The organism is Nonomuraea basaltis, from assembly GCF_005893125.1.
Classification (GTDB): domain Bacteria; phylum Actinomycetota; class Actinomycetes; order Streptosporangiales; family Streptosporangiaceae; genus Nonomuraea; species Nonomuraea basaltis.
The window spans coordinates 36,591-62,908 of the sequence record NZ_VCJS01000015.1 but is presented as its reverse complement, the minus strand read 5'-3'; the positions used below and the strand labels follow the sequence as shown (position 1 = coordinate 62,908).

Here is a 26,318-nt window from a genome sequence, read left to right as displayed (position 1 = left end):
AGGAGCGTCTCCCTGGACAGGGCCCAGCCACGCATGGTGGCTGGGCCCTGCTCGGCTCCACCGTAAAGGATCTAGAGCTTGTTGTCCTTCATCTCGTAGAGGGCATCGGCGAGCTGATCGATGCCCCAGAGCAGATCGTCCTCGGAGACGACGATCGGCGGCGCGAGCCGGATCGTGGACCCGTGCGTGTCCTTGGCGAGCACGCCGCGCTTCATGAGCGCCTTCGACAGCTCCCGCCCCGTGGCCAGCGACGGATCGATGTCCACGCCGGCCCACAGCCCGCGCCCGCGCACCTCCACCACGCCCTTGCCGATCAGCTCGCGCAGCCGGGTGTGCAGCACCTCGCCCAGCTTGGCGGCCCTGGCCTGGAACTCGCCTGTGGCGAGGATCTCGATGACCGCGTTGCCGACCGCGCACGCCAGCGGGTTCCCGCCGAACGTGGACCCGTGCTGCCCCGGGTGGATGACCCCGAGCACGTCCCGGTTCGCCGCGATGGCCGACACCGGCACGACGCCGCCGCCGAGCGCCTTGCCCAGGACGTAGATGTCGGGCACGACCCCTTCGTAGTCGCACGCGAACGTCTGCCCGGTACGCCCCAGCCCCGACTGGATCTCGTCGGCGACCATCAGGATGCCCTCGGCCGAGCAGAGCGCGCGGATGTCGCTCAGGTACCCGTCCGGCGGCACCAGCACCCCGGCCTCGCCCTGGATCGGCTCGACCAGCACGGCGACGGTGTTGGCGTCGACGGCCTCCCTGATCGGGTCGATGGAGCCGTAGGGGACGAGCCGGAAGCCCGGCGTGTACGGGCCGAAGTTGTCGTGCGCCTCCGGGTCGGTGGAGAAGCTGACGATCGTGGTGGTGCGGCCGTGGAAGTTGTTCTCCATCACGATGATGTTGGCCTGGTCCGGCTCCACGCCCTTGACCTCGTAGCCCCACTTGCGCGCCACCTTGATGGCGGTCTCGACGGCCTCGGCGCCGGTGTTCATGGGCAGGATCATGTCCTTGCCCGTGAGGTCGCCGAGCCCGGCGCAGAACCGCGCGAACTGGTCGTGGTAGAAGGCCCGGCTGGTCAGGGTCAGCCTCTGCAACTGCTCCTGAGCGGCCTCGATGATCTTCGGGTTGCCGTGGCCGAAGTTGAGCGACGAGTAGCCGGACAGGCAGTCCAGGTATCGTCTGCCGTCCACGTCGGTGACCCAGGCGCCGTGCGCCTCGTGGATCACGACGGGCAGCGGATGGTAGTTGTGTGCGCTGCGGCGCTCGCTCAACTCGATCAGTTCTGCGCTGCTGGTCATGTCAGTTCTCCCCCCTGATCTCCAGTGTGCAGCACTTGGGGCCCCCGCCCGCTTTGCGCAGCTCCGACAGCTGGATCGGGATCACCTCGTAGCCGCGGCGCTTGAGCTCCAGCTGGAGGTTGGAGGCCTCGGCGTTGATGACCACGTTCGTGCCGTCGCTGACCGCGTTAAGGCCCAGCACCTCGGCGTCCTCGGCGGTCGCGAGCACCGCGTCGGGGAACATCCGGCGCAGCACCGCCTGGCTGCCCGCGGAGAACGCCTCCGGGTAGTAGGCGACGTTGCGGCCGTCGAGCGGGAACAGCGCCGTGTCGAGGTGGTAGAAGCGGGGATCCACCAGCGTGAGGGAGATCACCGGGCGGCCCAGGTACTCCTGCGCCTCCTGGTGGGCCGCCACGTCCGTGCGGAAACCGGTGCCGGCGAGGACGACCTCGTCGAGCGTGAGGAAATCGCCCTCGCCCTCGTTGACGTGCTCCGCCTCCAGCGCCGGGTAGCCGCGCTCGGTGAACCAGCGCAGGTAGGCCGGTCCCTCGGGGCCGCGCTGCGGGTAGGCGAACCTGGCGCCGTAGACGCGCCCGCCCACGACCAGCGCGCCGTTGGCGGCGAACACCATGTCGGGCAGCCCCTCGATCGGGTCGATCAGGCTGACCTGGTGGCCGAGCTCCTCGTACGCCGCTTTCAGGCCCTCCCACTGCCGGACCGCCACGTCGCGGTCCGCGCCGGCCTCGGGATGCATCCACGGGTTGATCGCGTACTCGACCGTGAAGTAGTCCGGACGGCACATGAGGAAGTGTTTGGGCATGCAGTTCTCCGTCGAAATTTATAGGCGGATATCCCGTTCTGAGGGGACGGAGACAGCCTAAGAACGCATGTTTGTGCAGGCCAGCGGTCGGCATTGCGTGTTGGCGCGGGTCTGTTGCTTATATCAGCCGGGAGGCGATGATCCGTTGCGCGGCTCCGGCACGACCGTCCCGGGAGGGGTGTCAATCAGCCGCGACAGCACGATGGAGCTCTTGGTCCGCACCACGAACGACTGCGCCGCGATGCGCTCGATCACCCGCTCCACATGCCGTACGTCCGTCGCCCTGATGTGCAGCAGCGCGTCCGCCTCGCCGGTGATCGTGGCCGCCGCCACCACCTCCGGGAACTTGGCCACGGCCAGCGCGATGTCCGACGGCTTGGTCTTGCCCTGGCAGAACAGCTCCACGTAAGCCTCGGTCGTCCAGCCGAGCGCCTGCGGCGACACCCGAGCGCTGAACCCGGTGATCGCCCCGCTCTCGCGCAGCCGGTCCACCCGCCGCTTGACCGCCGACGCGCTCAGCCCCACCTGATGGCCGATCTCCGCATAGGTCGCGCGGGCGTCGTCGACGAGCGCCGCGATGATGTCACGATCGAGCCGGTCCAGTTCCACGCGCTCTGTATACAGCCTGGCCAGTCTGGCGCGCGATGAGCGGCGCGCGAGAGACTGGACGCTCTGAAGCTTCACCGGAGGGTCTTCGCCAGAATGAGCTCAACAACGAGCACCGCACGTTTCCCTGAGGGTTTCGTCTGGGGAGTGTCGACGTCAGCGTTCCAGATCGAGGGGGCGACGTCCGCCGACGGCCGCGGGCTGTCCATTTGGGACACCTTTTCCGCAGACCGCGCCGAGGCGTGCGACCATTACCACCGATATCCCGAAGACGTGCGGCTGATGAAAGACCTGGGAATGGCCGCCTACCGGTTCTCGGTGAGCTGGCCCCGAGTGTTTCCCGACGGGGCCGGCAAGGTGAACCCGGCGGGGCTCGACTTTTACGACAGGCTGCTCGACGAGCTGCTCCACGCGGGCATCACGCCTTATGCGACGCTTTATCATTGGGATTTGCCGCAGGCTCTGGAGGACGCCGGCGGCTGGCCGGCCCGGGATACCGCCCACCATTTCGCCGATTACGCCAGAGCTGTTTACGAGCGGCTGGGAGATCGGGTCGACACCTGGTTCACGGTCAACGAGCCGTGGGTCGCGGCCTTTCTCGGCCACGGCTCCGGCATTCACGCGCCGGGGCGGAAATCGGCCGCAGAGGCGTTCCTGAGCGCCCACCATTTGCTGCTCGCGCACGGGCTCGGCGCCCAGGCGCTGCGCGCGGCCGGGGCGTCGAAGGTGGGCGCCGTGCTCAACATCTCGCCCGTCGTGACGCCCGCCCAGGTGAGCGACCTCGGCAGGCCGCTGCCGGCCGAGGACGCCGAGGCCGTGGCCAGGATCGACGCCCTGGCCAACCGGCAGTTCCTGGACCCGATGCTGCGCGGCGCGTACCCGGCCGACCTGCTGCCGATCATCGAGCGCACCGCGGGCCTCGGCCACGTGCGCGACGGCGACCTGGAGCTCATCGCCCAGCCCGTCGACCTGCTCGGCGTCAATTACTACACCCCGCTGGTCGTGCAGGCGCAGCCCAGCGAGCCCGCCGACGCGGCCTTCCCCGGAAGCGAGGGCGTGCTCTTCTGCACGGTGCCCACGGCGGTCACCGCCATGGGCTGGCCCATCGTCCCCGGGTGCCTGTCCCTGCTGCTGCGCCGCCTGGCCTCGGAGTTCCCCGAGACCGAGCTGATGATCACAGAGAACGGCGCGGACTTCGTCGACGTGGTGACCGCCGACGGCATCCACGACGTGGAGCGCATCAGCTTCATCGAGGAGCACCTGCGCGCCGTGCGCTCGGCCGTCGAGGAGGGCGTCAAGGTCCGCGGATACCTCGTCTGGACGCTGCTCGACAACCTCGAATGGGTCGACGGCTACCAGCGCAAGTTCGGCCTCGTCCACGTCGACTTCGCCACTCAGCGGCGGCGGCTCAAGGACAGCGCGCTGTGGTACCGCGACGTCATCAAGCGCAACGGCCTGACCGAGACCGGCCCCAAGCGCCCCACCCTGGAGACCGTGGCCGCCCGCGCCGGCGTCTCCCGGGCCACGGTCTCGCGCGTGGTCAACGGCGAGGCGTCGGTGAGCCCCGTGGCCCGCGAGGCGGTGCTGCGGGTGGTCAGGGAGCTGGGGTACGTGCCCAACGCGGCCGCCCGCAGCCTGGTCACGCGCCGCACCAACGCGATCGCGCTGGTCCTGTCCGTCCCCAGGCAGGGCGGCGACCAGCTCACGGCCGCCGTCGCCCAGTACGTCACCAGCCTCTTGGAGGGCGCGGGCAAGCAGATCACACTCATGCTCGCGGACACGGCCGAGAGCCACCGGCGCATCGTCCAGCACGTGGAGGCGCGCCTGGTGGACGGCGTCGTGCTGCTGCCGCCCGACCGGGGCGACACGCTGGCCGAGCGGCTCTCCCGCACCGGCGTGCCGATCGTGCTGCTGGGCAAGCCCGCGATCGCCTCGATGGTGCCGTACGCGGACGTCGACAACGCCGGCGGCGCGCAGGCCGCGACCCAGCACCTCTTGTCCCGCGGGCGCCGCCGGATCGGCATGATCTGCGGCCCCTTGGACCTGGTCGCCATGCAGGACCGCATGGCCGGCCACCGGACCGCGCTGGGGCGCGCCGGCCTGCAGCCGCTGCTGGCGCTCGCGGACCTCACCCGGTCGTCGGGCGCGGTGGCGACCCGGCGGCTCCTCGGCGACGAGCCCGCCCTCGACGCCGTCTTCGCCGCCAGCGACCAGCTCGCCATCGGGGCGCTGCAGGCGGCGCGGGAGGCCGGGCGGCGGGTGCCGGAGGACCTGGCGATCGTCGGCTTCGACGACATCGACGCCGCCTCGGCCACCACGCCGGGGCTCACCACCGTCCGCGTCCCGGTCGCGGACCAGGCGCTGGCGGTCGCGCGGCTGCTGCTGTCGCGGCTGGAGGGCCGGCACACCGAGTCCGTCGTCCTGCCCGCCCGCGTCGTGGTCCGGGATTCCACCTGACCGCCCCCGGAGAATCCGGCGTAGAAAGATTTCGGAAGATCGCGATGTGAGACACGTGCCGCAGGCTCAACCGCGGCACGATGGGCTCGGCAACCGGATGCGGCGGTCAGGAGCGGGTGCGGCGGCGCAGCACGATGCGCTCGGCCCAGCTGGCCGCTTCCGGATCCTTGAGTCCCTCGACCACGCCCCCGAGGTACGCGGTGGCCAGACTGTCGAAGCCGCTGTCCAGCTGGCGCAGACGGCTGGCCTTGCGGCGGTCCACCGCCTGGAGGTACTGGGCGATGCTCTCCGCGTAGCCGGCGTCGCGCTGGTAGGCGGCCTGGGCGGCGGCGGAGACGGCGGCCTCGGCGTCGCGCTTGGCCCGCAGCTCCCGCAGCCGGCGGTCGTTGGGATTGTGCATCCGACGCCCCAGATCGGCGGCGATGAGCGCGGTCGCGACGAGGAGGGCGAGGAGCAGGATCATGGTGGGCAGCGTGCCCACGCCCTCCGACGTGGGTCCGATCTCCTGGCCGTCCACGATCAGCGGCTTGACCAGGGCGTCCCGGCGCAGCACGGCCACCGCGACGATGAGGCCGAGCCAGACGACCGCCACGCCGATCAGCAGCCAGCGGCCCTTGGCCGAGCTGCCGTGCTCCTGCCAGGACCGAAACGTCCTCCCGTACATGTGGGGCGCGACCAGCATGATCAAGGCGGCGCCCGCGGCCAGCAGCGCGGTCATCGCGACGCTGTCGCCCCAGCTCAGGATCACCTGGTAGAGGATCGGGACCTCGACGATCAGCAGGAGCAGCAGGAGGAGCGCGGCGGGCAGCCAGCGGCGGATGAGCGGCCAGTGGCTGCCGGAGATCGCGATCGAGCTGGGCCGGCCGTCGCCGGGCCGCTTGCTCGGCTGCTCCAGCTCCGTGACGCGGCGCTGGCTGTCATCGAGGGCCTTGCGCGCCTCCCCGAACGCGCGCTGCGACTCCGCGAGCCTGATCTTCTGGGCCTCGAACTCGGCCCGCGCCTGCTGGATCTCCTGCTCGGTACGCTCGTCCAGCTCGGCTAACTCGGCCAGCCGCTCGTCCTCCAGCTCGTGGAAGCGCGGCACGCTGCCGGTCTGGAGCGTCAGCGTGTCGATCTGCCCGTCGGCCGCGTGCGCGCGGCCCAGCTCGCGCTCCTCACGGCGCCGACGCGGCCAGTCGGGCAGGTGGTAGAGGTCGCCGTCGTACGCGACGGCAGGCGTGATGCGGGTGACCTGGCCAGGCTCGAGAGGTTCGTCCTGCTTCCGGCGAATGAAGCGCATCCGGCCTCCAACGAGGGTCCTGCCTTCGATGCTAAACGCCTGGATGCTCCGACGGCCCGCTGCACGGCCCCAACCTGTTCCCGGTCGAGGTTCCCCGAGCCTCTTCGAGACCCTCTGACCGGAGTCCCGCTCGGTGCGGGACGGGACTCCGGCGGGCTCAGGAGGTCGAGCCTCAGGAGAAGGAGAACCAGTTGACGTTGACGAAGTCGGCGGGCTGGCCGCTGCTGAAGGTCAGGTACACCGTGTGCGTGCCGGTCACCCCCAAGATGTTGGCGGGCACCGTGCGCCAGCTCTGCCACCCGCCCGTGTTGGCGACGGCGAAGTCGCCGATGGGCGCGGCAGTGGGGCTGTCCAGCCTGACCTGCACCAGACCGCTCACGCCGGCCGCCGCCCCGGAGGCCACCCTGGCCCTGAACTGCGTGGCCGCCGCCGTGCCGAAGTTCACCCCGTCGTAGCGGAGCCAGTCGCCGTTGGAGATGGCGCCGACGTTCTGCCCGCCGCCCGTGTCGGTGGTCGTCTCGACGATGGTGCCCGACTGGGCCTGGTGGCGCTCGGCCTGGATGGTGGAGCGGGCGTCGACGCCACCAGGGGGATTGGTGGGGCCGGTGCCGCTCTGCCACACCGCCACGTAGTCCACCATCATGGGTCGTCCGGGCACGGTCGCCGCCGTCGGCGTCGGGCCGGCCAGGGCGTCGGGGAACGCGCCGCCCATCGCCACGTTCAGCAGCAGGAAGTAGCCGGCGTGGCCGGTCATGTTGTTCCAGGTGGTGGCGTCGAACTGGGACTGGTTCACGCCGTGGAACTGCTGGCCGTCCACGTACCACCGCAACTGGTTGGGGCTCACGCTGCGGTCCCACTCGAAGCGGTACGTGTGGTAGGCCGACTGGCAGGTGGAGCCGGGGCAGGCGCGGCTGGCGCCGAGGCCGGTCGTCTCGTTGCACGGCCCACCCGGGTTGACGCCGCAGTGCAGCACGCCCCAGACGGAGTTGATGCCGTTGACGTTCTCCATGATGTCGAACTCGCCGATGCCCGGCCAGTTCCAGTAGTTCCCCCGGTACGGCGAGCCGAGCGCCCAGAACGCCGGCCAGTAGCCCAGCGCCGCGTTGCCGGTCACGTTCGGCATCTGGATGCGGCCCTCGATGCGCAGGATGCGCCCGTCGGCGGGCTTGAAGTCGGCGCGCCTGGTCTCGATGCGGGCCGAGGTCCACTCTCCCGAGCCGCTGCGCAGGGGCGTGATGCGCAGGTTGCCCGAGCCGTCGAGGCTGAGGTTGGAGGTGCTGGAGGTGTAGTTCTGGACCTCGCCGGTGCCCCAGTTGGCCGGGCCGCCCGGGTACGAGTGCCCCGTGTCGATGATCCAGTTGGCCGACGAAGGAAGGGCGCCCGCGCCGCCGTTGAAGTCGTCGGACCAGACCAGCGACCATCCGGACGGGGTGGGCGGGACGGCGGCCGAGGCGCTGACGGCCGCCTTGACCAGCAGGCCCGTGAGTGCCATGAGCACCACGGCCACTGCCGCCAGGCGGCGCCGGTGCCGGATCGTTGTCGTCATTCGTCGCTCCAGGGGGGTGCGGGAGGCGTCGTTTTGAAGAGAGCGCTCTCTCACGTGATGTGAACACGGCGCTTACTTCCTGTCAATATTGCGCACGACGCGCTTGACGCGGCAGTGAGGCCGCCGGTAGGCGGAGTGAGAGAGCGCTCTCGAACTGGGCTGCGGCGGCATGACCGTGGTGGCGCCGCGCGACGTGGCCGCCGCCGTGCCCGCTTCCTACAGCAGGTCAACCGTGGCCGCACCCGCTGACTCGAAGGCCTCCCGCCAGAAGCCTTCGAGCAGGGGGAACCGGTCGGGGCTCGACGTCTTCTCCCGCAGGAAGCCATGGACGACCACCGAGTACCCGGTCATGTCGGGCAGGAGCCGTGCGTCCCGCAGCTCCTTGATCTTCTGCTTGCGGGCGCCCTCGCTCAGGTCCAGCTTGTTGATGTTCAGGTCGCCCCGGTTGTTGATCAGGTCGCTGAACACGATGATCTGGTGCGCCTTGTCCGGCTGCCGCTGCGCGCTGAGCTGCTTGACCAGGTAGCGCAGGGCGCCCAGCACGTCCGAGCCCTCGCCTTCCGCCGGGCAGTCGAACAGCTGGAGCGCTCGCGGCAGCACCTCCGTGATGCGGTGGGCCCTGACGCGGTCCTCGACGACGGGGTTGTCGTTGGGGTTCTCGGCCTGGGTGGCGGCGATGGACACCGGGTCCTGGCGGCACGCGCTGCTCTCCGAGCTGCCCGTGACGGCCGCGAAACCGATCCAGTCACAGCCCTGGGCGAAGGCGGGCAGCTTGGAGGTGACGTCGTTCCTGGAGGTGGCGGGGTCGGCGTAGCTGGTCGAGTCCACGATCACGCCGCAGACGCCCCTGGCCTCCGTGCCACACGCCGTCACACCGGCGATGACCAGGAGGAGCGCCGCCACGACGGCCAATGCCCGGCGGGCCATCCCCGGCCGCCTCCATGCGCCTGAGGTCTCCCGCCTTCGTGCGCCCAAGGCCTGCCGACTCCGCGCGCCCGAGGCCGCGCGCCGCCCATGAGCGCCCTCGCCGCCACCGTCCTCTGTCATCACGCGTCCTCCTGTCCGCGGCCCGAGCTGGGACCGTCCGAGCCATGACCGTTCGCGGGGCCAGGCTCACCGTCCGGCGCGGTGCCAGGCGTGTCGTTCAGGCCGGGGGCGTCGTGTGAGGAGGGAGGGTCGTTCTGCGCATCATCGGGCGCATGGTCGTCCGATGCGTCGTCGGGGGCGGGGGAGAGCTGGCGGCGGGACTCGCTCGTCAGCTGGCGCGGCATGACCTCCGCGCGCCACACCTCAATGCGATCCTCCACCTCGCGCAGGATCCGCCCGATCTCTTCCCGTCCCGAGATCGCCGTGGACGTGTCGCCGGTGGCCGTAATCGCGATGACCTCGCCCTTCCACAGGGACGGGATCTCCTCCTTGCGCGGATGGGCCTGCAGCACGCCGCCCTTGTACGCGGCGATGAGCTGCTCGGCCCTGGCGTGCACCGCCTCCACCTCGTGATCGCGCTCGATCAGCGCGCTCTCCCACTCCTGGGTGAGGTGCTCGATGCGGGCCCTGGCCCGCTGCACGTTGGTGTTGGCCTCCTCGACCACGCCCCGCCGCCGCGCCTCCGCCCGGCGCGCCCTGGACTCCGCGATCGAGATGAACGCGTCCGGTGACCGGCCGTCCTCCCCGGGGGGGACGTGCCCGTTCGCCTGGGCGGCCGACTCCGGCCGGGTGTCGATCCTGCCTAATTCCCGCAGGATCAGCTCCCGCGCCCCCGCGGCCTGCTCCAGCAGCGCCGTACGGGTGACCGCGAGCCGCCGGTCGACCTCGGTGATCTGCTCGCGGGCCCGGGCACGGATCTCCGTCACGTACGCGGGCTGAAACTCCGGATCCGTGAACTCGCCCAGGGGGTGCTGGCGGGCGTCCCGCATTCCCTGCCGGCGCGCCTCCTCCCGCTCGGCCAGCGGATCGCCCCGCTTGAACAGCCGCGACAAGAACGCCATCCGCGTGTCTCCTGGCTCCGGCCGGACCGGAACCCGGCCCGAGTCTCCCTGAACCCCAGACTAATCGGCCTCTTCCGCTTGTGGCGGTCATGCCGGGTCAGGATGACCCGGGCTGTCAGGGCCGCCCGTCCGACCACGTCGCCGGCCCACGGGGCGCCGTGACGGCGGCCCACCGGTGAAGGGTCAGACAGCGTCTCCCTGGAGGGCCGTCAGCCCGTACGGCGGGTGGCGGTTCGCCGGCGGAGCCGTACAGGATGGGCTGGAAACACGTGCGGCGCCGCACGAAAGGCGGCGCCGCACAATGCAATGAGAAAAGAAGGGTCAGCCCTTTTCCGCCTCGCCCGTGGCTTGTTCGAGCGCGTCCTCGGGGGATGCCTCGAGGTCCTGCTCGGCGTCGGCGCCCGCCTGGGCGGAGGCCTTGTCGAGGCGGACCCAGCTGGTCACGCTCTCCACCGCGAACAGCACGAACAGGTACGCCGTCAGCACCGCCAGCACGGGTGTCACGATGCCGAGCGCCGCGCCGACGCCGATGATCAGCAGTCGCAACTCCCAGCCGAGCCCCGCCTGGAACACCCAGGCGGGCGGCCAGACGCTCTGCCGCGTCCGGTAAACGGTGTCGTAGGTGTGGTAGCCCACGACGTACACCAGCACGAACAGCAGCCACTTCGGCGCGCCGGCCGCGAGGCCGATCGCGATCATGGTGAGGAACTCGGTGGCGCGCAGCAGCGGCGGAGTCAGCCAGTCGAAGCGGCCGAGGTGATTGCGGGGCCCTGTGGGCAGGATGAGCAGCACCGCGATCGCCACGGGCAGGAGCAGGAGCAGACCGCGATCGGGTAGCCCGATGGCCGTGACGGCGATGACGCCCAGGAGGGCGGCGAGCGTGGCGGGCATGGGCGGCAGGCCCGGGCCCAGCCGGCCGGCCAGCACGTGGGCGAGTGGGCCGTCGTCGCGGTAGGCGAGCAGGCGGGCGGTCTGGATGCGGCGGCGTTCCTCGTCGGGGTCCGGCGTGGGGGTGGCCATGGCCTGCGGTTGCGTGATCATACGAGCGACCTCATGAGGCGTCCGGTGAGGGTGTAGGCGGCGGCGACGGAGCCCCAGATCACCAGCGTGAGGAAGGTGATCCGGGCGTCGAAGAGGGCGGCGGTGATCGCGATGGCCGCGAACCGCTCGCCGATGGGGAAGACGATCATCTTGCGCGCCCAGTGGACGGCACGGAACCTGCCCGCCCTGGTCCACATCTTGAGCAGGCCGCGAACGCCCTGGCTGCGCTCCACCTTGCGGCGGACGAGCGCCTGGCGCAGATCGCGGTCGTCGGGCGCGTCCAGTGGCAGCGTGGGCAGCTGCGCCGGCGGCTTGCGGCGGTTGGCGACGCCGAAGGAGAAGTCGAGCAGGTGACGCACCGACTGCAGGCCGAGCGCCGCGAGCGCCAGGATCCAGATGTCGTCGCCGTTGCCGGAGACCACCCAGCCGACGGCCAGGCCGGCGAAGACCACGTATTCCTTGAACCGGTCGAACGTGGCGTCCAGCCAGGCGCCCAGCACTCCGAACTTGCGGGCATAGCGGGCGACCTGCCCGTCGACGCAGTCGAAGACGAAGGCGAAGTAGATCAGCACGCCGCCCAGCACCATCCACGGACGGTCGCCGGTGGCGAAGCAGGCGGCGGCGGCCACGCCCAGCGCGATCGAGATCAGCGTCACCTGGTTGGGCGTCAGCCCGCGCCGGGCCGCCCAGCGGGCGATGAAGCGGGAGTAGGTGGAGACGAAGTATGTGGTGAAGAAGCCGTCGGCGCCCTTGACCGCGTTGTTGAGCCGGGCGCGGTCCTCGTCCATGCCGGCCATCTCGGCGCCCGCCTCGTTGGCCTCCTCCTGGGTGGTGACCCGGCGGTAGAACAGGTCGCGGCGGCCCCGGATGCCGACCGACACGCCGCCCCGCACCAGGCCGAACACGATGAGCTGAACGAGGTCGTCGTCCTCGCCGAACGTGTCGGCCATGGCGGCCAGCTCGCGGCAGGTCTGCGCCAGCACGGGCGCGTTGCGCGCGCTGAGGTGCAGCGGGCCGAGCAGCACCGCGTTGGGCTTGGTCACGGCGTGCCGCGCGGTGCCCACCGACACCACACGCGACTTGCCGGCGCGGGCGCGTACGGGCAGTCCCTCTAGCCGGTTGCCGCCGATCTCGGGATCGGCCTCGTCGATCGGGACGCTGTCCTCCTGAGCCTCCTCGGTCGTCGTCTCCGGACGCGGCTCCTTCGCGATGAGCCCCAGCGCACCGCGCTTGGTCTTGGTGATCTGGTAGATCAGCTCGTCGTGAACGACCGAGTTCTCCGGGATGATGAGCAGGCTCTCCGTTGCGGAATCTGCGACGTCGGCCAGGGATCGTAGAGCGGTGGCCACGTCGCCTGACGCGATCGTGGCGGGCCGTGGATCCAGGGAAGTGAGCTGGCTGCGCAGCCGCTCGGCCACGGAGGGCTCGCCGGGTAGCGCGGCCAGCTTCAGGCCGGTCGGAGAGGTGTCGGGGCCGGGCGACGCGCCCAGCAGGACCACGCGGGTCATGACTCCCTTTCGAGGCGGTAGCGGGGGGTTGAACAACGGGTAATGCGGGGACAGACCGCAAAGTCTAGTGAGGATCACGCAAAGTCGCGTCAACAGAGCATGCCCGTAACGCCGATCCCGCTGGTATACAACGTGGCCGTAAGATGTCCTAGTGAGTCTCTACCGTGACGAAGGCGTAGTTCTGCGTACGCAGAAGCTCGGCGAGGCCGACCGCATCGTCACCGTCCTGGCCAAGCGCACCGGCAAGGTGCGGGCCGTCGCGAAGGGCGTGCGCAGGACCACGTCGCGCTTCGGGGCCAGGCTGGAGCCGTTCACGCACGTCGACCTGCAGTTCCACGCCGGCCGCACGCTCGACGTCGTCACGCAGGCGGAGACGATCAGGCCCTACGGCGAGGCGCTGGCCGCCGACTATCCCCGCTACACGGCGGGCAGTGCGATGCTGGAGACGGCCGACCGGCTGACGCACGGGGAGAAGGAGCCGGCGCTGCGGCAGTTCCTGCTGCTGGTGGGCGGGTTGCGCACGCTCGCCGACCGGGGTCACGAGGCCAGGCTGGTGCTGGACGCCTACTTCCTGCGCTCGCTGGCCGTGGCCGGCTACGCGCCCGCGCTGGACACGTGCGCCAAGTGCCAGGCGCCGGCGATCAGGGCGTTCGCCATCGTCGCCGGAGGCGTGGTGTGCGGGGCGTGCAAGCCGGCGGGCTCGGCGGTGCCGGCGGGGGAGACGATCGGGCTCATGACGGCGCTGCTGCGCGGCGACTGGGCCGTCGCCGACGCCTCGGAGCCGCGCCATCGCAACGAGTGCAGCGGGCTCGTCGCGGCGTATCTCCAATGGCACCTCGAACACGGAATACGCTCTCTCCGACACGTCGAAAGGGAGCCCGTGTGAACGTACGACCTCCGTCCCCGCATCCGTCCGGCGCGACGCCGCCGCCGATCCCGCGCGATCTGGTGCCCCGGCACGTGGCCGTCATCATGGACGGCAACGGCCGCTGGGCCAAGGCCCGCGGCCTGCCGCGCACCGAGGGGCACAAGGCAGGCGAGTCGTCGCTGTTCGACGTCATCGAAGGGGCGCTGGAACTGGGCGTCCCCTATCTGAGCGCGTACGCGTTCTCGACGGAGAACTGGAAGCGCTCGCCCGACGAGGTGCGCTTTCTCATGGGGTTCAACCGCGACGTGATCAGGCGGCGGCGCGACGAGCTCAACGCCATGGGCGTGCGGGTGCGCTGGGCGGGCAAGCCGGGGCGGCTGTGGAAGAGCGTCATCTCGGAGCTGCAGACCGCCGAGGAGATGACCGTCTCCAACCGCAAGCTGACGCTGCAGTTCTGCGTCAACTACGGCGGGCAGGCCGAGATCGTCCAGGCGGCGGTCAGGCTGGCCGAGGACATCGCGGCCGGCCGGGTCAAGCCGTCCAAGGTCAACGAGAAGGTGTTCGCCCGCTACCTGGACGAGCCGGAGATCCCTGAGGTCGACCTGTTCGTGCGGTCGTCGGGGGAGCAGCGGTTCTCGAACTTCCTGCTGTGGCAGTCGGCCTACGCGGAGATGGTGTTCCTGGACCGGCTGTGGCCGGACTTCGACCGCAGGGACCTGTGGGAGGCGTGCGAGATCTACGCCAAGCGCGACAGGCGCTACGGCGGGGCGATCCCGAACAAGGTATAGCCGCCCACCGCTGCTCACCAGCCGGGGACGATCCAGTTGCCGGCCTGGCATTTCACGGTCAAAGGAGTGGGGGAGAAGTTCGCTTGGGTGGCCGTGGACCCCGGCTAGTTCAGACCACCACCGCGGCTGCCGGGGCGACAGTTCCGTGCACTCGCCGGAGGTATTCCACGGCGTGTTCCGTGGCGGGGTCGTGGTTCACCCGATCCCGGTAGAAGTGCAGACGGTCCTCGCAGTCGTCGATGATCTCGCACCAAGTGCGTGCCCAAATGCGGACGCCGCCTTCCCATTCCGCGATGCACCCGGGCGGGCGGTTGGGCGCCTTGGCGTCACGCCTGACGATTTCGTCCATCTCCGTGGAGACGACCCAGAAGTCCCAGGAAACGCGAGCATCCCGAAACTGGGGATCGCTGACAATCGCTTCTGCGTAGCTCTTGATCTGGGCGACCTCTGTTTGACCGATCCTTACCTTGGGAGCCTTGAGCTCGACCACCAGATGCTCCCGGCCGGAGTTTCCTCGGTGAGCGCGTCCCATCAGCAAATCGACGATTCCCTTCCGGCCGTCCTCGCGGCGTACTGGATTGAGCCGACCGTTGTCCGGCACACGGCCCAGCTCTTCGAGATGACGGATTAGCACCGTATCCAGGCTCTGATCGCTGACCATCAGCGCGTAAGCGTCGCCGAAGATCCACGTCTCCTGCTCAAGAATCTTGTGCAGTTCGCTCCGCTCCTTCACCGTCTGGCTGATCTCCGGTTCGAAGACGAGCTTCTTCAGTGCGGCGAGGAAATCGAGTCGATCGCTGACCTGCCCCGTAGCTTTGATCCCCTCGGAAAGGCTGGTTCGCTGAAGGATGCGTTTCAGCTCCTCCTGCTCCGATTGAGGCAGCCGGAACAACTCGTCCAGCACCGGGTACAGCCCGCTCGGATCGTGCGAGATGATCTCCCGGAGCAGCCGCAGGGTCGTCTTCTTACTTTGCGGCACGCCGGGAAGCCGCCGGGCGATGGTCGTGGCTACCTCGTCGAACATCTGACGTTCTACGGCGTGCGCAGGCAGGATAGGTTCGCCGGGATAGGGATAGACGCCTTCGCTCTTCCATTCCTGGATCAGCCTGGCTCGGCGTTCTTGGTCACGTCTCTTGAAATGCCCGCGCAGCGCTTCCCGTGCTGACTCCAGGAGCTCCGCGGTCTCGTCCATTTCCACCAACGGCAGGTTGCCCCGCTGCTCAACGAACCCGTCCCACAGCAGGTACGCGGTGAAGTGGTAACCAGGTGCCTGTATGCCAGGGGACGCTTCGTCCAGGACCACACCGTTCGCATCGCAGAGAGCCAGCACGCGGCCAACGTTCTTGGGCCATTCGATGACACGCAGCAGTGGCTCTGCGAGCCCTGTCGGGTCCGGCCAGCGCACGATGTATTCGGCCATGTCCGTCCATACGGTGGCTGGGTCGAGGGCTATCCCCTGATAAACGATCTGCACATCGGGATTGGCCGCCAGGAATGGCGCGAATATCGAGGCGAGTTGTTGGGCGGTGTCGTCATGGACGAGGCGGCCGACGAAATCAGCCGGTACCGATGCCTCGACCCGAGTGCCGCTCGGCTCGGTCACGTACTCGGGATCGGAGATGTCAAAATCAGCGGGCCGGTCCACCGCTCCGCTGATGACCGTGCGCTCGGCCCGCTCGTCGATCGCCTCAGCGACCGTGATCCAGCGAACCTGCTCTCCCAGCGCGAAAGCGCGAAGCCTGCCCTGCCCGCTGCGGCCGTGCAGACCGCGCTTCAGGTGCGGCGAGAACTTGGCGGTGGTCTTCCACGAGCCCCCCAGGCCACCGAAGAAGCCCGGGCACGAGGCCACGCGCGATGTCATGGTTTTCAGCCTTTATTGCTGTATTGATAGTTAGGGTTCTTGACCGCTCTCCGCTTCCATGGCGCCGGATCCCCAACGCGTGACCCTCGGATCAGAAGAACGTCACTGGACGGTCGATCAGGCGGTGCCAGGGGTGACGGCCGTCACCGTCCTGGGACTCACGTACGCCCCGAAGTGATGACAGGGCGATGAGTTCCGTGGTGCGGCGGAGTCTTCATCGTGACGATGCCATGCGGCTCCGCCGACCTCACGGCGGCGCGGCCGCGAGCCGTCTTATGAGGGCTCCGGACGCAGCGCGTCGGAGACGGACTTGACGCCGCCGTGCGCGGTGAGGCCGCCGTCCACCGGGATCTCGGCTCCGGTGATGAAGGACGCCTCGTCGGAGAGAAGGAAGACGACGAGCGGGACGACCTCGTCCACCGTGCCCGTGCGGCTGAGCGGGGTCTCGCGGACGTTCGCCGCGCGGAAGGCGGGGTGGGCGGAAGCGGTCATCTCGGTCTCGATGAAGCCGGGATGAATCGTGTTCACGCGGATGCCGCGCCGGCCCAGCTCCGTGGCCGCGCTCTTGGACAGGCCGCGCAGCGCCCATTTGCTGGCCGTGTACGCCACCGGGTAGTGGCCGGTGAGCGCGGCGGACGAGCCGACGTTCACGATGGACGAGCCGGGCGGCATCAGCGGGACGAGGTGCTGGATGCCGAGGAGGGGGCCGGTGACGTTCACGGCATGGACGCGGTCGAAGTCCTCCGCCCGTACGTCGCCGAGACGGGCGCGCCAGGTGATGCCCGCGTTGTTGACCAGGCCGTGAACCTGGCCGTACGACTCCCGCAGTTCGGCGGCCAGCCCGGCCCAGTCCTCCTCTCTGGTGACGTCCAGTCGGCGGCAGGCGCCCTGCGGTTCCACGTCGGTGGCGATCACGTGCGCCCCCTCGCGGATCAGGGCCGCGGCCTCGGCGGCACCCTGACCGCGGGCCGCACCGGTGACGACCACGACCTTGCCGAGCAGCCTCTTCGGGGCGCTCATGGCCGCTCCCGGGTCCGGCGGCGGGCCGGTGGGATCGGAACCGGGGCGGCACCCGGGACCACGGTGTTGGACGTGGTGCCGATGCCCTCGACGGTGAGGGTGACCGTGTCGCCGGGTTTCAGCGGCGGGAGGCCTTCGCGCCCGCGTACGCCCCACAGCTCCGCCAGGCACCCGCCGTTGCCGCACGTGCCAGAACCGAGCACGTCACCGGGACGCACCCAGGTGCCCCGTGAGGCGTACGCGGTCATCTCCTCGAATGTCCAGCTCATGTTGGACAGCAGGTCCTCGCCGACCACCTCGCCGTTGATCGAGGCGGTGAGCGCCAGCCGCAGGAAGCCGTCGGCGTCGCGGTACGGCTCCAGCTCGTCGGCGGTGACGAAGTACGGGCCGAGGGTGGTCGCGGTGTCCTTGCCCTTGCACGGGCCGAGGTTGACCCGCATCTCGCGGGACTGCAGGTCGCGCGCGGACCAGTCGTTGAAGATCGTGTAGCCGGCGATGTAGTCGCGGGCCTGCCCGGGGGTGAGGTCGCGACCCTCGCGGCCGATGACGGCGGCGACTTCGAGCTCGAAGTCGAGGACCTGGCTGCCCGGCGGGACGGGCACGTCGTCGTACGGGCCTATGACCGCGTACGGGTTGGTGAAGTAGTAGGTCGGGGCGTCGTACCAGGCCTCGGGCACCTCGGCGGACTTGTCGATCGAGCGGCGAACGCCCTCGACGTGCTCCTCGAAGGTGACGAAGTCCCGGATCGTCGGCGGGTCCAGCGGCGGCAGCAGCCGCACGCCGGCGACGGCAGGACCGCGGGGCGCGTCGAGCGCGCCGGTGGCGGCCTCGTGCAGGTGGCCGGTGTGGAGCAGGTCGACGAGCGAGTCCTCGCCCGGGATCGGGTACAGGTGTCCGTCGTCCGCGACGACGGCGACCTGCCGGCGTCCGTGGTGTGTGTAACGGGCGATGCGCATGGCGGGGCTCCAGGTTGCCGAGGGAATCAGACCGGCGGAGCGACGAACACACCGCGGTCGACGTCGTTGAAGGACTCCTTGGCGACCAGTTCGTTCATCGGGTTGGCGGTGCCCCACTGGTCGGTGACCTCGGGCTGGGAGAAGTCGTAGACGTGCGGGTGCCAGGTGTCCTCGTCGAGCACTTCCAGCTCCGTCGTGTACTCGACGGTGTTGCCGTGCGGGTCGAGGAAGTACGTGAAGGTGTTGTCGCCCGCCAGATGACGGCCGGGGCCCCAGATCTTGCGGTAACCGGCGCGGATGACGCGGCCGGAGCCGCGCATGTACTCGTCGATGCCGCGCATCTCGAACGAGACGTGGTGCAGGGCGGTGTGCGGTCCCTTGGCGATCGCCATCGAGTGATGCTGGTCGCTGATGCGCATGAAGTGCATCGCCTCGCCCATCCTGGGATGCATGAGGGTGTCGGAGAGGCGGAAGCCGAGGTGACGCTCGTACCACTCCCGGGTGCGGTTGAGATCGGGGGAGTTGAGCACGACGTGCGAAAGCTTGACCGGGATCGACTCCTTCTCCTCGATCTTGCGGTGCCGCCGGACCTCGACGTCCGCGGAGACCTCGATGGTGCGGCCGTCGACGTCGAAGAAGCGGAAGCCGTAGCCGCCGCCTGGGGTGTCCATCTTGCCCGGTCGCGAGATCAGCTGGACGCCGTCCGAGAGGAGCCGATCGGCGAGGGTGTCCACGTCGGCCGGGCTCGCGGCCCCGTACGACACCAGGTCGAGGCGCTTCTCGTCCGCCCTGCGCAGCCGCACGACGTACTGCTCCGGTGAGCCCTCGGCGGCCAGGAACGCGATGCCGGAGTCCTCGGCGACCTTCGTCAGGCCCCAGACGCCGCCGTAGAAGCCGAGCTGCTTGTCGTAGTCGGGCACGGCGAGGTCCACGTGGCGGAGATGGGTGAGCAGGCGTTCGGACATGGTGGGAGATCCTTGTCAGGTGAGGCGCAGCAACGTCGTCGCGTTGCCGCCGCGTACGGCGTGGAAGTCGGCATCGGACAGGCCCGCGGCGCGCAGCGCGCCCAGCGGGTCGTCGGTGCCCATGTCGAAGGGGAAGTCGGAGCCCAGTAGCACCCGCTGGGGGCCCGCGACGCGCAGCAGCTCGCGCAGGACGTGCGGGTCGTGGACGAGCGAGTCGAACCACAGGCGCGTCAGGTAGCTGCTGGGCAGGTGCGCGCAGCCGGCGCGGGCGTCGGTGCGCGACCGCCAGGCGTGGTCGGAGCGGCCGATGTGGGTGGGCAGATAGCCGCCGCCGTGCGCGGCGACGATCCTCAGCCCCGGGTGGCGGTCCAGCACTCCGGAGAAGATCAGCTGGGAGAGTGCCACCGCGTTCTCAGCCGGCTGGCCGACCGTGTTGGACAGGTACCAGCGGTCGAGCCGTTCGTCGAGGGTGCAGCCGAAGGGGTGCAGGAAGACGATCGCACCGGTCTCCTCGGCGTGCGTCCAGAAGGGTTCGTACGCCGGGTCGGACAGCTCCCTGCCGGGCGCGTGGCTGGAGATCTCGACACCCCGCAGTCCGAGGCCGAGGGCGTGGTCCAAGGCCTTGACCGCGAGTCCCGGATGCTGGAGAGGAACCAGGCCGAGGCCGAGCAGCCGGTCGGGGGCTTCGGCGGTGTGCGCGGCGGTCCCGGCGTTGGCCAGTTCCCAAATCGAGCGGGCCAGGTCCTCGTCGGCCCAGTAGTGGTAGTGCGACGGCGAGGGGGAGATCAGCTGGACGTCCACCCCGGCCGCGTCCATCGCGGCGAGCCGGGCTTGCGCGTCGATGAGCCGCGGGATGCGCTCGCGGATCATCACGGCGTTGACCGCCAGCGCGTCGGGTCCGTTGCGGCGCGCGTCCAGCGCGCGGGCGGCGGCCAGTCCCGGCCGGTCGGCGACCGCCTGGTCGACCTCGGGCAGCAGGACATGTGCGTGCACGTCGACCGTGGGGGCGTCCAGGGTCACGGCAACTCCTTGAGCGCGGCCATGGTGGCGCCCATGAGCCCGGGCACGTCACCGCGTACCCCGTCGAGCAGCCACTGCCCGAGTTGGACGGAGGCGTCGACCACCATCCGGACCCGGTCGATCCGCCGCGCGTGGTAGCTCAGGAACAGCTCCTCGTCCCAGGCGGTCCCGCTGCTCAGCAACTGGGCCAGCACCCACGCGTCCTCCAGGGACATCGCCGCGCCCTGGGCGAGGGTGGGCGGGCAGCAGTGCGCGGCGTCCCCGACGAGCACGACCCGGCCCCGATGCCAGGGTCCCTCGACCAGCATCCGGGTGAACCGGGTGTAGTTCACCTGAGCCGGGTCGTCGATCGACTCCCGGATCTCGTTCCAGGCGCCGCCGTAGCCCTCGGCGAGGGTCCGCATCTCCTTGGCGTAGCGGTCGGGCGGGATGCCGGCGCGGTCGCGGTCGGGCTCGACCAGGTAGGCGTACAACGTGTCCTTGCTGGTCGGCGTGTAGCCGGCGATGAAGCAGGAGCCGCCGTAGGCGAGGTCGCTGCGCTCCACGCCGGCCGGGCGGGGCGCGGGGATCCGCCAGATGGACATGCCGGTCGGCTCGGGCTTGCCGCCGATGCCGAGGGCGGCGCGGGTCGCGGAGTTCACCCCGTCGGCGGCCACCACGAGGTCGTAGCGGCCCTGCGTGCCGTCGCTGAAGCCGACGACGACCCCGGTGCCGTCCTGGGTGAAGGTGCCTGCGGTGGTGCCGAGCCGGATGTGCGCGCCGGACGCCTGGACCGCGTCGGTGAGGATCTGCTGCAGCATCGGGCGTCGCATGCCCAAGGTGGCCGGCAGGTCGTCCCCGCCGGTGCGCAGGTCCTCGTGAACGTGGAGCACGGTGCCGTCTGGCGAGGTAAGCCCCAGCGCGTCGAAGGCGTAGCCGTGCGCGTGGATCTCGTCCCACACGCCGACCTCGCGCAGCACGCGCAGGGCGTTGCCCTGCAGGGTGATGCCGGAGCCGCGGACGTTCCAGTCCGGCTTGATCTCGACGAGATCCACCGCGATGCCCGACTGCCGCAGCAGGACGGTCATGGCGTTGCCGGAGGTGCCTCCTCCGACAATGAGGACAGTGGGTTGCCTGGCCATGGCCGACCCCTTCGTTGACGTGTTCACTTGACGGCGAGCGGGTTGACGGGGGAGCCGACTGCTCCGGTGATGGGCAGGGGAGCGGCGGTGAGCCAGAACTCGTACACGCCGTCGGCGGCGCAGTCGGCGGCGAGGGCGTCCAGGTCCCACATCTCCCCGATGAGCAGGCCCATGTTGGGGATGACGACCTGGTGCAACGGCTGGAAGGCGCCGTCGAACTCGTTGGGCCGCACCTCGAAACCCCAGGTGTCGGTGGCGATCGCGGCGATCTCGGTGCGATGGAGCCAGCCGGCGGCGGTGAAGGACAGCCCGGGCGCGGGGCCGCCGGCGTAGTCGCCCCACCCTTCGCGCCGGGTCCGGGTGAGCTGGCCGGTCCGTACGACGACGATGTCGCCCCGGCCGACCGCCACGCCGTGCGCGTCGGCAGTGGCCGCCAGGTGCTCCTCGATGATCGGGAAGCCATCCGGCAGTTCGCCGTCGTTCCCGATGATCCGGCCGACGTCGAGCAGCACACCGCGCCCGGCGACATGCGAGGCCATGTGCTCGACGCCGGTGACCAGGTCGCCGTCCGAGGTGACGACCCGCTCGGCCGGTCGGCCGTTCCACGCCTTGCCGTGGTCGAAGATGTGGCCCAGCCCGTCCCACTGGGTGGAGCACTGCAGCGGCATCGCGATCACGTCGTCGGCGCCGCCGATGCCGTGCGGGAAGCCCTGGTTGCCGAGAGCTGCGTCCGTGCCCGTGTCCAGCATGGTGTGGACGGGGTTGGTGCGGCGCCGCCAGCCCTTCTGCGGACCGTTCATGTCGAACCGCTGGGACAGCGAGAAGCTCACCCCCCGCCGGACGAGCGCGGCTCCCTCCCGGCGCTTGGCCTCGTCCAGGAAGTTCAGGGTGCCGAGGACGTCGTCCTCGCCCCAGCGGCCCCAGTTGGAGTACGCCTTGGCGGCCTCGGCGATCGCGCCCTCGGGGTCGCGGCGGTTCAGGCTCATGACCGCTCCGCGACACAGCGGGTGCGCTGGGCACCGAGCCCGGTGATCGATCCCTCCATGACGTCGCCGTCGCGCAGCAGCCGCCCCCAGTGCAGACCGTTGCCGGCCGGGCTGCCGGTCAGGACCACGTCGCCGGGCAGGAGCCGGGCGCTCTGGGAGATGTACGACACCAACCGCGCCACGCCGAAGATCATGTCCTTGGTGGACTCGTCCTGCATGACCTCGCCGTTGAGCTTCAGCGTCACCTGCAGATCGCCGGGGTCGGCGACGAACTCGGCCGGGACGATGTACGGGCCCAGCGGGGTGAAGCCGGGGGCGTTCTTGCAGCGCAGCCAGTCGGTGCCGATGGCCGGCATGTCCCGCCGGAAGACGGTGGACCGGTCGGTCAGATCGTTGGCGATGGTGTAGCCGGCGACGTGGTCGAGAGCCTGCGCCCGCGTCACCCGGTAGGCGGGCCGGCCGATCACCGCGGCCAGCTCCAGCTCCCAGTCCGGCTTCTCCGCCCAGGACGGCAGCACCACGTCGTCGTACGGGCCGGTGATCGCGGATGGCAGCCCGGTGAAGACGTACGGCAGGTCCTCCGCCGCCCGCCGGTCCATGACCGCCGCGATCTCGGCCCTGGCCTCGGCCTCGCTGCGCGGGTCGTCCGGCCCACGGTGTGCGGCCTCCAGGTCGATCACGTGCTGCCGGTAGTTGGCGCCCGACTGGAGCAGCTGCCGGGGCTCGACCGGGGCGTGCACCCGCAGGTCGTCCAGCGGCCGCCGGCCGTGGCCGCGGTCTTCGGCGTACCGGCGCAGGAACGACAGCCGCCCGCCGCATGCCTCCAGCAGCGTGCGTACGGTCAGGCTCGGATCACCCAGGGCGGCGCGCAGGTCGAGCACCTGTCCGTCCGGGGTCACCAGGCCGGGGAAGGCGGAGGCGGGATCAGCGGCGGAGAAGGTGCCAAGACCGAAGGGTGCGGAGAAGAACGGCGAGGCTGAGGGTTTCACGGGTGTTTCCTCCGGGTTGCGGTGGCACTAATCTGACTGACCGGATCGCAATCACGGAAATCGATTCTTTTAATGCGATTCATCCATGCGGTAAATGCCCCAGTCCCGGGGCGGTCTCCTGATTGGGGGGCGTCTTGAACCTGTCCGGCCTCGACCTCAACCTCGTTCTGTCCCTGCGCGCCCTGCTGGAGGAGCGCAACGTCACCCGCGCCGGCCAGCGCATCGGGCTGAGCCAGCCCGCGATGAGCGCGGCCTTGGCCCGCCTGCGCCGCCACTTCGATGACGAGCTGCTCTCCCGCGTCGGCGGCCAGTACGAGCTGACCGCCCTCGGCCGCGCCCTGCTGGACCGCACCGCCACCGCCTGCGACCTGCTGGAACGGGTCTTCAGCAGCCGGGCCGACTTCACCGCGGGCCGGGAGGAGCACGAATTCACCCTGCTCGCCTCCGACTACGCCGCCGCCGTGTTCGGCGCCGGGCTCGTCCGCATCGCGCACGCCGAAGCCCCGCGGGTACGACTGCATTTCCGGCGGCTCCCGGCCGACGTCACGGAGGACACCGCGACGGTGCTCAGCACGGCGGACGGGCTGCTGATGCCGCACGGCGTCATCACCGGCTTCCCCGCCGTCGAGCTGTTCACCGACCGCTGGGTCGTGCTGGTCGCCGAGGCCAATGACGAGGTCGGCGACCGGCTGACCATGGACGACCTGGCCCGGCTGCCATGGGTCATCTACCAGCGCACCTACGACGCTCCGGCCGCCCGGCAGCTGAGCATGCTCGGCATCGACCCCCACGTGGAGATCTCCGTCGACAGCTTCCAGGTTCTGCCCTACCTGGTCGCGGGCACCCGCCGGATCGCCCTGATACAGCAGCGCCTGGCCGAACGGCTGAGCGGTGTGGCCGCCGTACGCGTCATGGAGGCCCCCTACGAGGCGGTCCCTGTGCAGATGGCGCTGTGGTGGCACCCGGGCCACACCCACGACGCGGCCCACATCTGGCTGCGCGAGACCGCCGCCCGCGTCGGCGCGGAACTGTCGCCGCGGCATCCAGGACAAGGATGATCACGATCGCTTTTCTCGATGGTGCGGGGTCTAGGCAGGACGTGGCAGGTGGTCCATAGTCATGTCAACCCGGTGCCGGAGCCGTCCCACTCCTGGTCGGCGTAGGTGTCCGGCACACCACCCACCGCGGAGCCACGGCCGCCGTCGGGGCCCCTGCTCCGACACCGGCTCGTGTTTCGCACGGTCTCGCACGCGGTGCCGTGCCACCCCTGTCCTCGCCTGTCCTCCGCTCGACATGCCACGTGGGAGTTCCCGCATGCCTCCGTCCGTGCCTCCGTCCCCGCCCGCCGCCGAAGACCCGCCGGAGCAGATCGTGTCCGGCCCCGGGCACCGGCTTCGGATCACGCTGCTGATGGCCGGCAGTTGCCTGCCCATCCTGGGCGCCGTGCTTATCGCCCCCGTCCTGCCGCAGATGCAGGACCACTTCGCCGCCGTGCCGGGCGCCGCGGCGCTGGTCCCCATGGCCCTGACGATCCCCGCGCTGTTCCTGGCACTGCTGGCTCCCTTCGCCGGTGTCATCGTCGACCGGCTCGGCCGCAAACGCCTGCTCGTCACCGCCACCGTGCTGTACGCGCTCGTTGGCACCGCCCCGCTGTGGTTGGACTCCCTCGGCGCGATCGTGGCCAGCCGCGCGCTCGTCGGCGTCGTCGAGGCCGCCATCATGACCTGCTGCACCACGCTGATCGGCGACTACTACACCGGCCGGCAACGCGACCGCTACCTCGCCCTCCAGACCATGTGTGCCGCGATCTCAGCGACGGCCTTCTTCGCCCTGGGCGGCGCGGCCGGGGCGGCCGGCTGGCGCGCACCGTTCTGGGCCTATGCCGTGAGCCTGCTGCTCGCCCCAGCCATGGCCGCCTTCCTGCCCCAGCCTCGACAGGCCGCTGCCGCTGCTGACACCGGCCCGGAGCCGGCCAAGCGTCCCTTCCCCTGGCGGCCGCTGGCCGCGACGTGTGCTCTGACCGTCTTCGGCAGCGTCGTCTTCTACACCGTCCAGGTGCATATGTCCTATCTCCTGGATGACATGGGCGTGACCGGCTCCGGCATGATCGGGCTGGCCATCGCCGTCGCCAGCGCTGCGACTGTGGCCGGCGCCGTCACCTTCATCAAGCTCGGTCGCAGCCCGGACGTCTGGATGCCCGCCGTTCTCGCCGTGTGCGCCATCGGCTTCGCGGTGATCTGGTTCGCCTCCAGCCCCGCCGTGCTGATCGTCGGCGCCGTGATCAACAGCTTTGGCGCCGGCGTCATGCTGCCGAGCCTGCTCACCCTCGCCATGTCCAAGCTCGAGTACGCCGACCGCGGTCGCGGCACCGGATTGTGGACGGGGACCTTCTTCATCGGTCAGTTCATCTGCCCGCTCGTGGTGCTCGCGCTCGCGTCCGCCGCCGGGGGCCGGGTCAACGCCGTCGGCCTGCTCGCACTCGCCACGTCAGTCGTCGCCCTCGGACTCGGCCTTTCCGCCTGGCGACGCCGCGCAGCCGGCGCAGCAGAACTGCACAAGCAGATGGCGGGCTGAACGGCCGCCTGTGAACCTGCTAGGCGCGGCGCCTGGCGCGGTAGGCGGCGACGTGCATGCGGTTCCCGCAGGTCCGGCTGTCGCAGTAGACGCGGGACCGGTTGCGGGACTCGTCGACGAAGACGCGGTCGCAGTCGGGGGCCGAGCAAGTGCGCAGGCGTTCGGCCTCGCCCTCCACCAGCAGGTGCGCCAGCGCCACCCCGCAGTCGGCCGCCACGTGCTCGGCGAGCGACGCGTCCGTGGCGAAGTAGTGGACGTGCAGCGGGTGGCCGTCGTGTTCGGTGAGCCGGGGCGTGATCCGGGTCTCCGACAGCAGCGCGTTCAGGGTGCGTACGGCCGTCGGCTGGTCGGGGGCGGTGAAGACGCGGTGGAACGCCTCCCGCACCATCCGCACCTGGCCGAGGTCGCGGGGCGTGAGTTTGCCCACGCCGCTGATCTGGCGGGACTGCACGAACACCTGCAGTTCGGCCAGGCCGGCCAGGCCCTCGTCACCGCCTGCGGAGGGCGAGGTGTTGACCAGCTCGACAACGGTGGCCAGTGAATGCACCATGTCATGGCCAAACGGCATGTTGACTCCTGTACGCGCCGGGTTCTAGCGTGGTGGAACTGTATCTCCTACGTGGGCCTGCGGGGGTTTCTGTGAGTGCACATCGC

The 26,318-nt window shown here is 70.2% G+C and carries 23 protein-coding genes; 5 read left to right on the top strand and 18 right to left on the bottom strand.

Annotated elements, in window-relative coordinates; all coding sequences use genetic code 11:
- Positions 1 to 71 precede the first annotated feature (71 nt).
- The 3 genes from rocD to EJK15_RS09655 form a co-directional block, all read right to left on the bottom strand.
- Complete coding sequence (gene rocD / locus EJK15_RS09665) at positions 72 to 1,292, bottom strand: ornithine--oxo-acid transaminase (protein ID WP_138710037.1); 1,221 nt, start codon at positions 1,290 to 1,292, stop codon at positions 72 to 74.
- Position 1,293: 1 nt separating this feature from the next.
- Complete coding sequence (gene ddaH, locus EJK15_RS09660) at positions 1,294 to 2,091, bottom strand: dimethylargininase (RefSeq protein WP_138710036.1); 798 nt, start codon at positions 2,089 to 2,091, stop codon at positions 1,294 to 1,296.
- A gap of 123 nt (positions 2,092 to 2,214) precedes the next feature.
- Positions 2,215 to 2,700: an Lrp/AsnC family transcriptional regulator gene (locus EJK15_RS09655; RefSeq protein WP_138710035.1), complete on the bottom strand. Its 486-nt coding sequence runs from the start codon at positions 2,698 to 2,700 to the stop codon at positions 2,215 to 2,217.
- A gap of 144 nt (positions 2,701 to 2,844) precedes the next feature.
- Here EJK15_RS09655 and EJK15_RS77120 point away from each other — a divergent pair, with 144 nt between their 5' ends.
- The gene (locus EJK15_RS77120; protein WP_338089855.1) at positions 2,845 to 5,154 is read left to right on the top strand and encodes a GH1 family beta-glucosidase; all 2,310 of its coding nucleotides are present in this window, start codon (positions 2,845 to 2,847) and stop codon (positions 5,152 to 5,154) included.
- 106 nt (positions 5,155 to 5,260) lie between these two features.
- Here the strand turns inward: EJK15_RS77120 and EJK15_RS09645 are convergent, their stop codons facing one another.
- From EJK15_RS09645 to EJK15_RS76210, 6 genes are all read right to left on the bottom strand, one after another.
- A complete protein-coding gene (locus EJK15_RS09645; RefSeq protein WP_138710033.1) occupies positions 5,261 to 6,433 on the bottom strand; it encodes a hypothetical protein in 1,173 nt (390 codons plus the stop codon).
- Between the two features lie 172 nt (positions 6,434 to 6,605).
- On the bottom strand, positions 6,606 to 7,979 hold the full coding sequence (locus tag EJK15_RS09640) for a glycoside hydrolase family 16 protein (protein WP_138710032.1): 1,374 nt from the start codon (positions 7,977 to 7,979) through the stop codon (positions 6,606 to 6,608).
- A 216-nt stretch (positions 7,980 to 8,195) separates the two neighbouring features.
- Entirely contained in the window at positions 8,196 to 8,906 is a 711-nt protein-coding gene (locus EJK15_RS09635) for a hypothetical protein (protein ID WP_138710031.1), read from the bottom strand.
- Between the two features lie 119 nt (positions 8,907 to 9,025).
- On the bottom strand, positions 9,026 to 9,967 hold the full coding sequence (locus EJK15_RS09630) for a hypothetical protein (RefSeq protein ID WP_138710030.1): 942 nt from the start codon (positions 9,965 to 9,967) through the stop codon (positions 9,026 to 9,028).
- Between the two features lie 321 nt (positions 9,968 to 10,288).
- A complete protein-coding gene (locus EJK15_RS76215) occupies positions 10,289 to 11,008 on the bottom strand; it encodes a DUF5941 domain-containing protein (protein WP_138710029.1) in 720 nt (239 codons plus the stop codon).
- Positions 11,005 to 12,516 (bottom strand): CDP-alcohol phosphatidyltransferase family protein, encoded by a 1,512-nt coding sequence (locus EJK15_RS76210; RefSeq protein WP_138710028.1) that lies wholly within the window; start codon positions 12,514 to 12,516, stop codon positions 11,005 to 11,007. The genes EJK15_RS76215 and EJK15_RS76210 overlap by 4 nt, the downstream gene beginning before the upstream one ends.
- A 151-nt stretch (positions 12,517 to 12,667) precedes the next feature.
- Here EJK15_RS76210 and recO point away from each other — a divergent pair, with 151 nt between their 5' ends.
- On the top strand, positions 12,668 to 13,402 hold the full coding sequence (gene recO, locus EJK15_RS09615; protein ID WP_138710027.1) for a DNA repair protein RecO: 735 nt from the start codon (positions 12,668 to 12,670) through the stop codon (positions 13,400 to 13,402).
- A complete protein-coding gene (locus EJK15_RS09610; RefSeq protein ID WP_240776866.1) occupies positions 13,345 to 14,172 on the top strand; it encodes an isoprenyl transferase in 828 nt (275 codons plus the stop codon). The genes recO and EJK15_RS09610 overlap by 58 nt, the downstream gene beginning before the upstream one ends.
- A gap of 109 nt (positions 14,173 to 14,281) precedes the next feature.
- On the opposite strand, the gene EJK15_RS09605 is transcribed toward EJK15_RS09610, so the two are convergent.
- From EJK15_RS09605 to EJK15_RS09570, 8 genes are all read right to left on the bottom strand, one after another.
- Positions 14,282 to 16,033: a type I restriction enzyme HsdR N-terminal domain-containing protein gene (locus EJK15_RS09605; RefSeq protein WP_138710025.1), complete on the bottom strand. Its 1,752-nt coding sequence runs from the start codon at positions 16,031 to 16,033 to the stop codon at positions 14,282 to 14,284.
- 273 nt (positions 16,034 to 16,306) lie between these two features.
- Positions 16,307 to 17,053, bottom strand: coding sequence for an SDR family NAD(P)-dependent oxidoreductase (locus EJK15_RS09600; protein ID WP_138710024.1), 747 nt, complete (start codon positions 17,051 to 17,053; stop codon positions 16,307 to 16,309).
- Positions 17,050 to 18,009 carry a fumarylacetoacetate hydrolase family protein gene (locus EJK15_RS09595; RefSeq protein WP_138710023.1) on the bottom strand — a complete coding sequence of 320 codons (960 nt, stop codon included), beginning with the start codon at positions 18,007 to 18,009 and terminating at the stop codon, positions 17,050 to 17,052. The genes EJK15_RS09600 and EJK15_RS09595 overlap by 4 nt, the downstream gene beginning before the upstream one ends.
- A 26-nt stretch (positions 18,010 to 18,035) precedes the next feature.
- Positions 18,036 to 18,974, bottom strand: coding sequence for a VOC family protein (locus EJK15_RS09590; RefSeq protein WP_138710022.1), 939 nt, complete (start codon positions 18,972 to 18,974; stop codon positions 18,036 to 18,038).
- A gap of 15 nt (positions 18,975 to 18,989) precedes the next feature.
- Entirely contained in the window at positions 18,990 to 19,994 is a 1,005-nt protein-coding gene (locus EJK15_RS09585; protein ID WP_240776865.1) for an amidohydrolase family protein, read from the bottom strand.
- A complete protein-coding gene (locus tag EJK15_RS09580; RefSeq protein WP_138710021.1) occupies positions 19,991 to 21,115 on the bottom strand; it encodes an FAD-dependent oxidoreductase in 1,125 nt (374 codons plus the stop codon). Before EJK15_RS09580 ends, EJK15_RS09585 begins: the two co-directional genes overlap by 4 nt.
- 23 nt (positions 21,116 to 21,138) lie before the next feature.
- Complete coding sequence (locus EJK15_RS09575) at positions 21,139 to 22,101, bottom strand: cyclase family protein (RefSeq protein WP_138710020.1); 963 nt, start codon at positions 22,099 to 22,101, stop codon at positions 21,139 to 21,141.
- Positions 22,098 to 23,090, bottom strand: a complete 993-nt coding sequence (locus tag EJK15_RS09570; RefSeq protein WP_138710019.1) for a fumarylacetoacetate hydrolase family protein — start codon at positions 23,088 to 23,090, stop codon at positions 22,098 to 22,100. The genes EJK15_RS09575 and EJK15_RS09570 overlap by 4 nt, the downstream gene beginning before the upstream one ends.
- Before the next feature lie 134 nt (positions 23,091 to 23,224).
- Here EJK15_RS09570 and EJK15_RS09565 point away from each other — a divergent pair, with 134 nt between their 5' ends.
- Together EJK15_RS09565 and EJK15_RS09560 are read left to right on the top strand one after the other, a co-directional pair.
- Positions 23,225 to 24,148 carry a LysR family transcriptional regulator gene (locus EJK15_RS09565; RefSeq protein WP_138710018.1) on the top strand — a complete coding sequence of 308 codons (924 nt, stop codon included), beginning with the start codon at positions 23,225 to 23,227 and terminating at the stop codon, positions 24,146 to 24,148.
- Positions 24,149 to 24,404: 256 nt separating this feature from the next.
- A complete protein-coding gene (locus tag EJK15_RS09560; protein WP_138710017.1) occupies positions 24,405 to 25,664 on the top strand; it encodes an MFS transporter in 1,260 nt (419 codons plus the stop codon).
- A 19-nt stretch (positions 25,665 to 25,683) separates the two neighbouring features.
- Here the strand turns inward: EJK15_RS09560 and EJK15_RS09555 are convergent, their stop codons facing one another.
- Positions 25,684 to 26,232 carry a CGNR zinc finger domain-containing protein gene (locus EJK15_RS09555; RefSeq protein WP_171074200.1) on the bottom strand — a complete coding sequence of 183 codons (549 nt, stop codon included), beginning with the start codon at positions 26,230 to 26,232 and terminating at the stop codon, positions 25,684 to 25,686.
- Positions 26,233 to 26,318 lie beyond the last annotated feature (86 nt).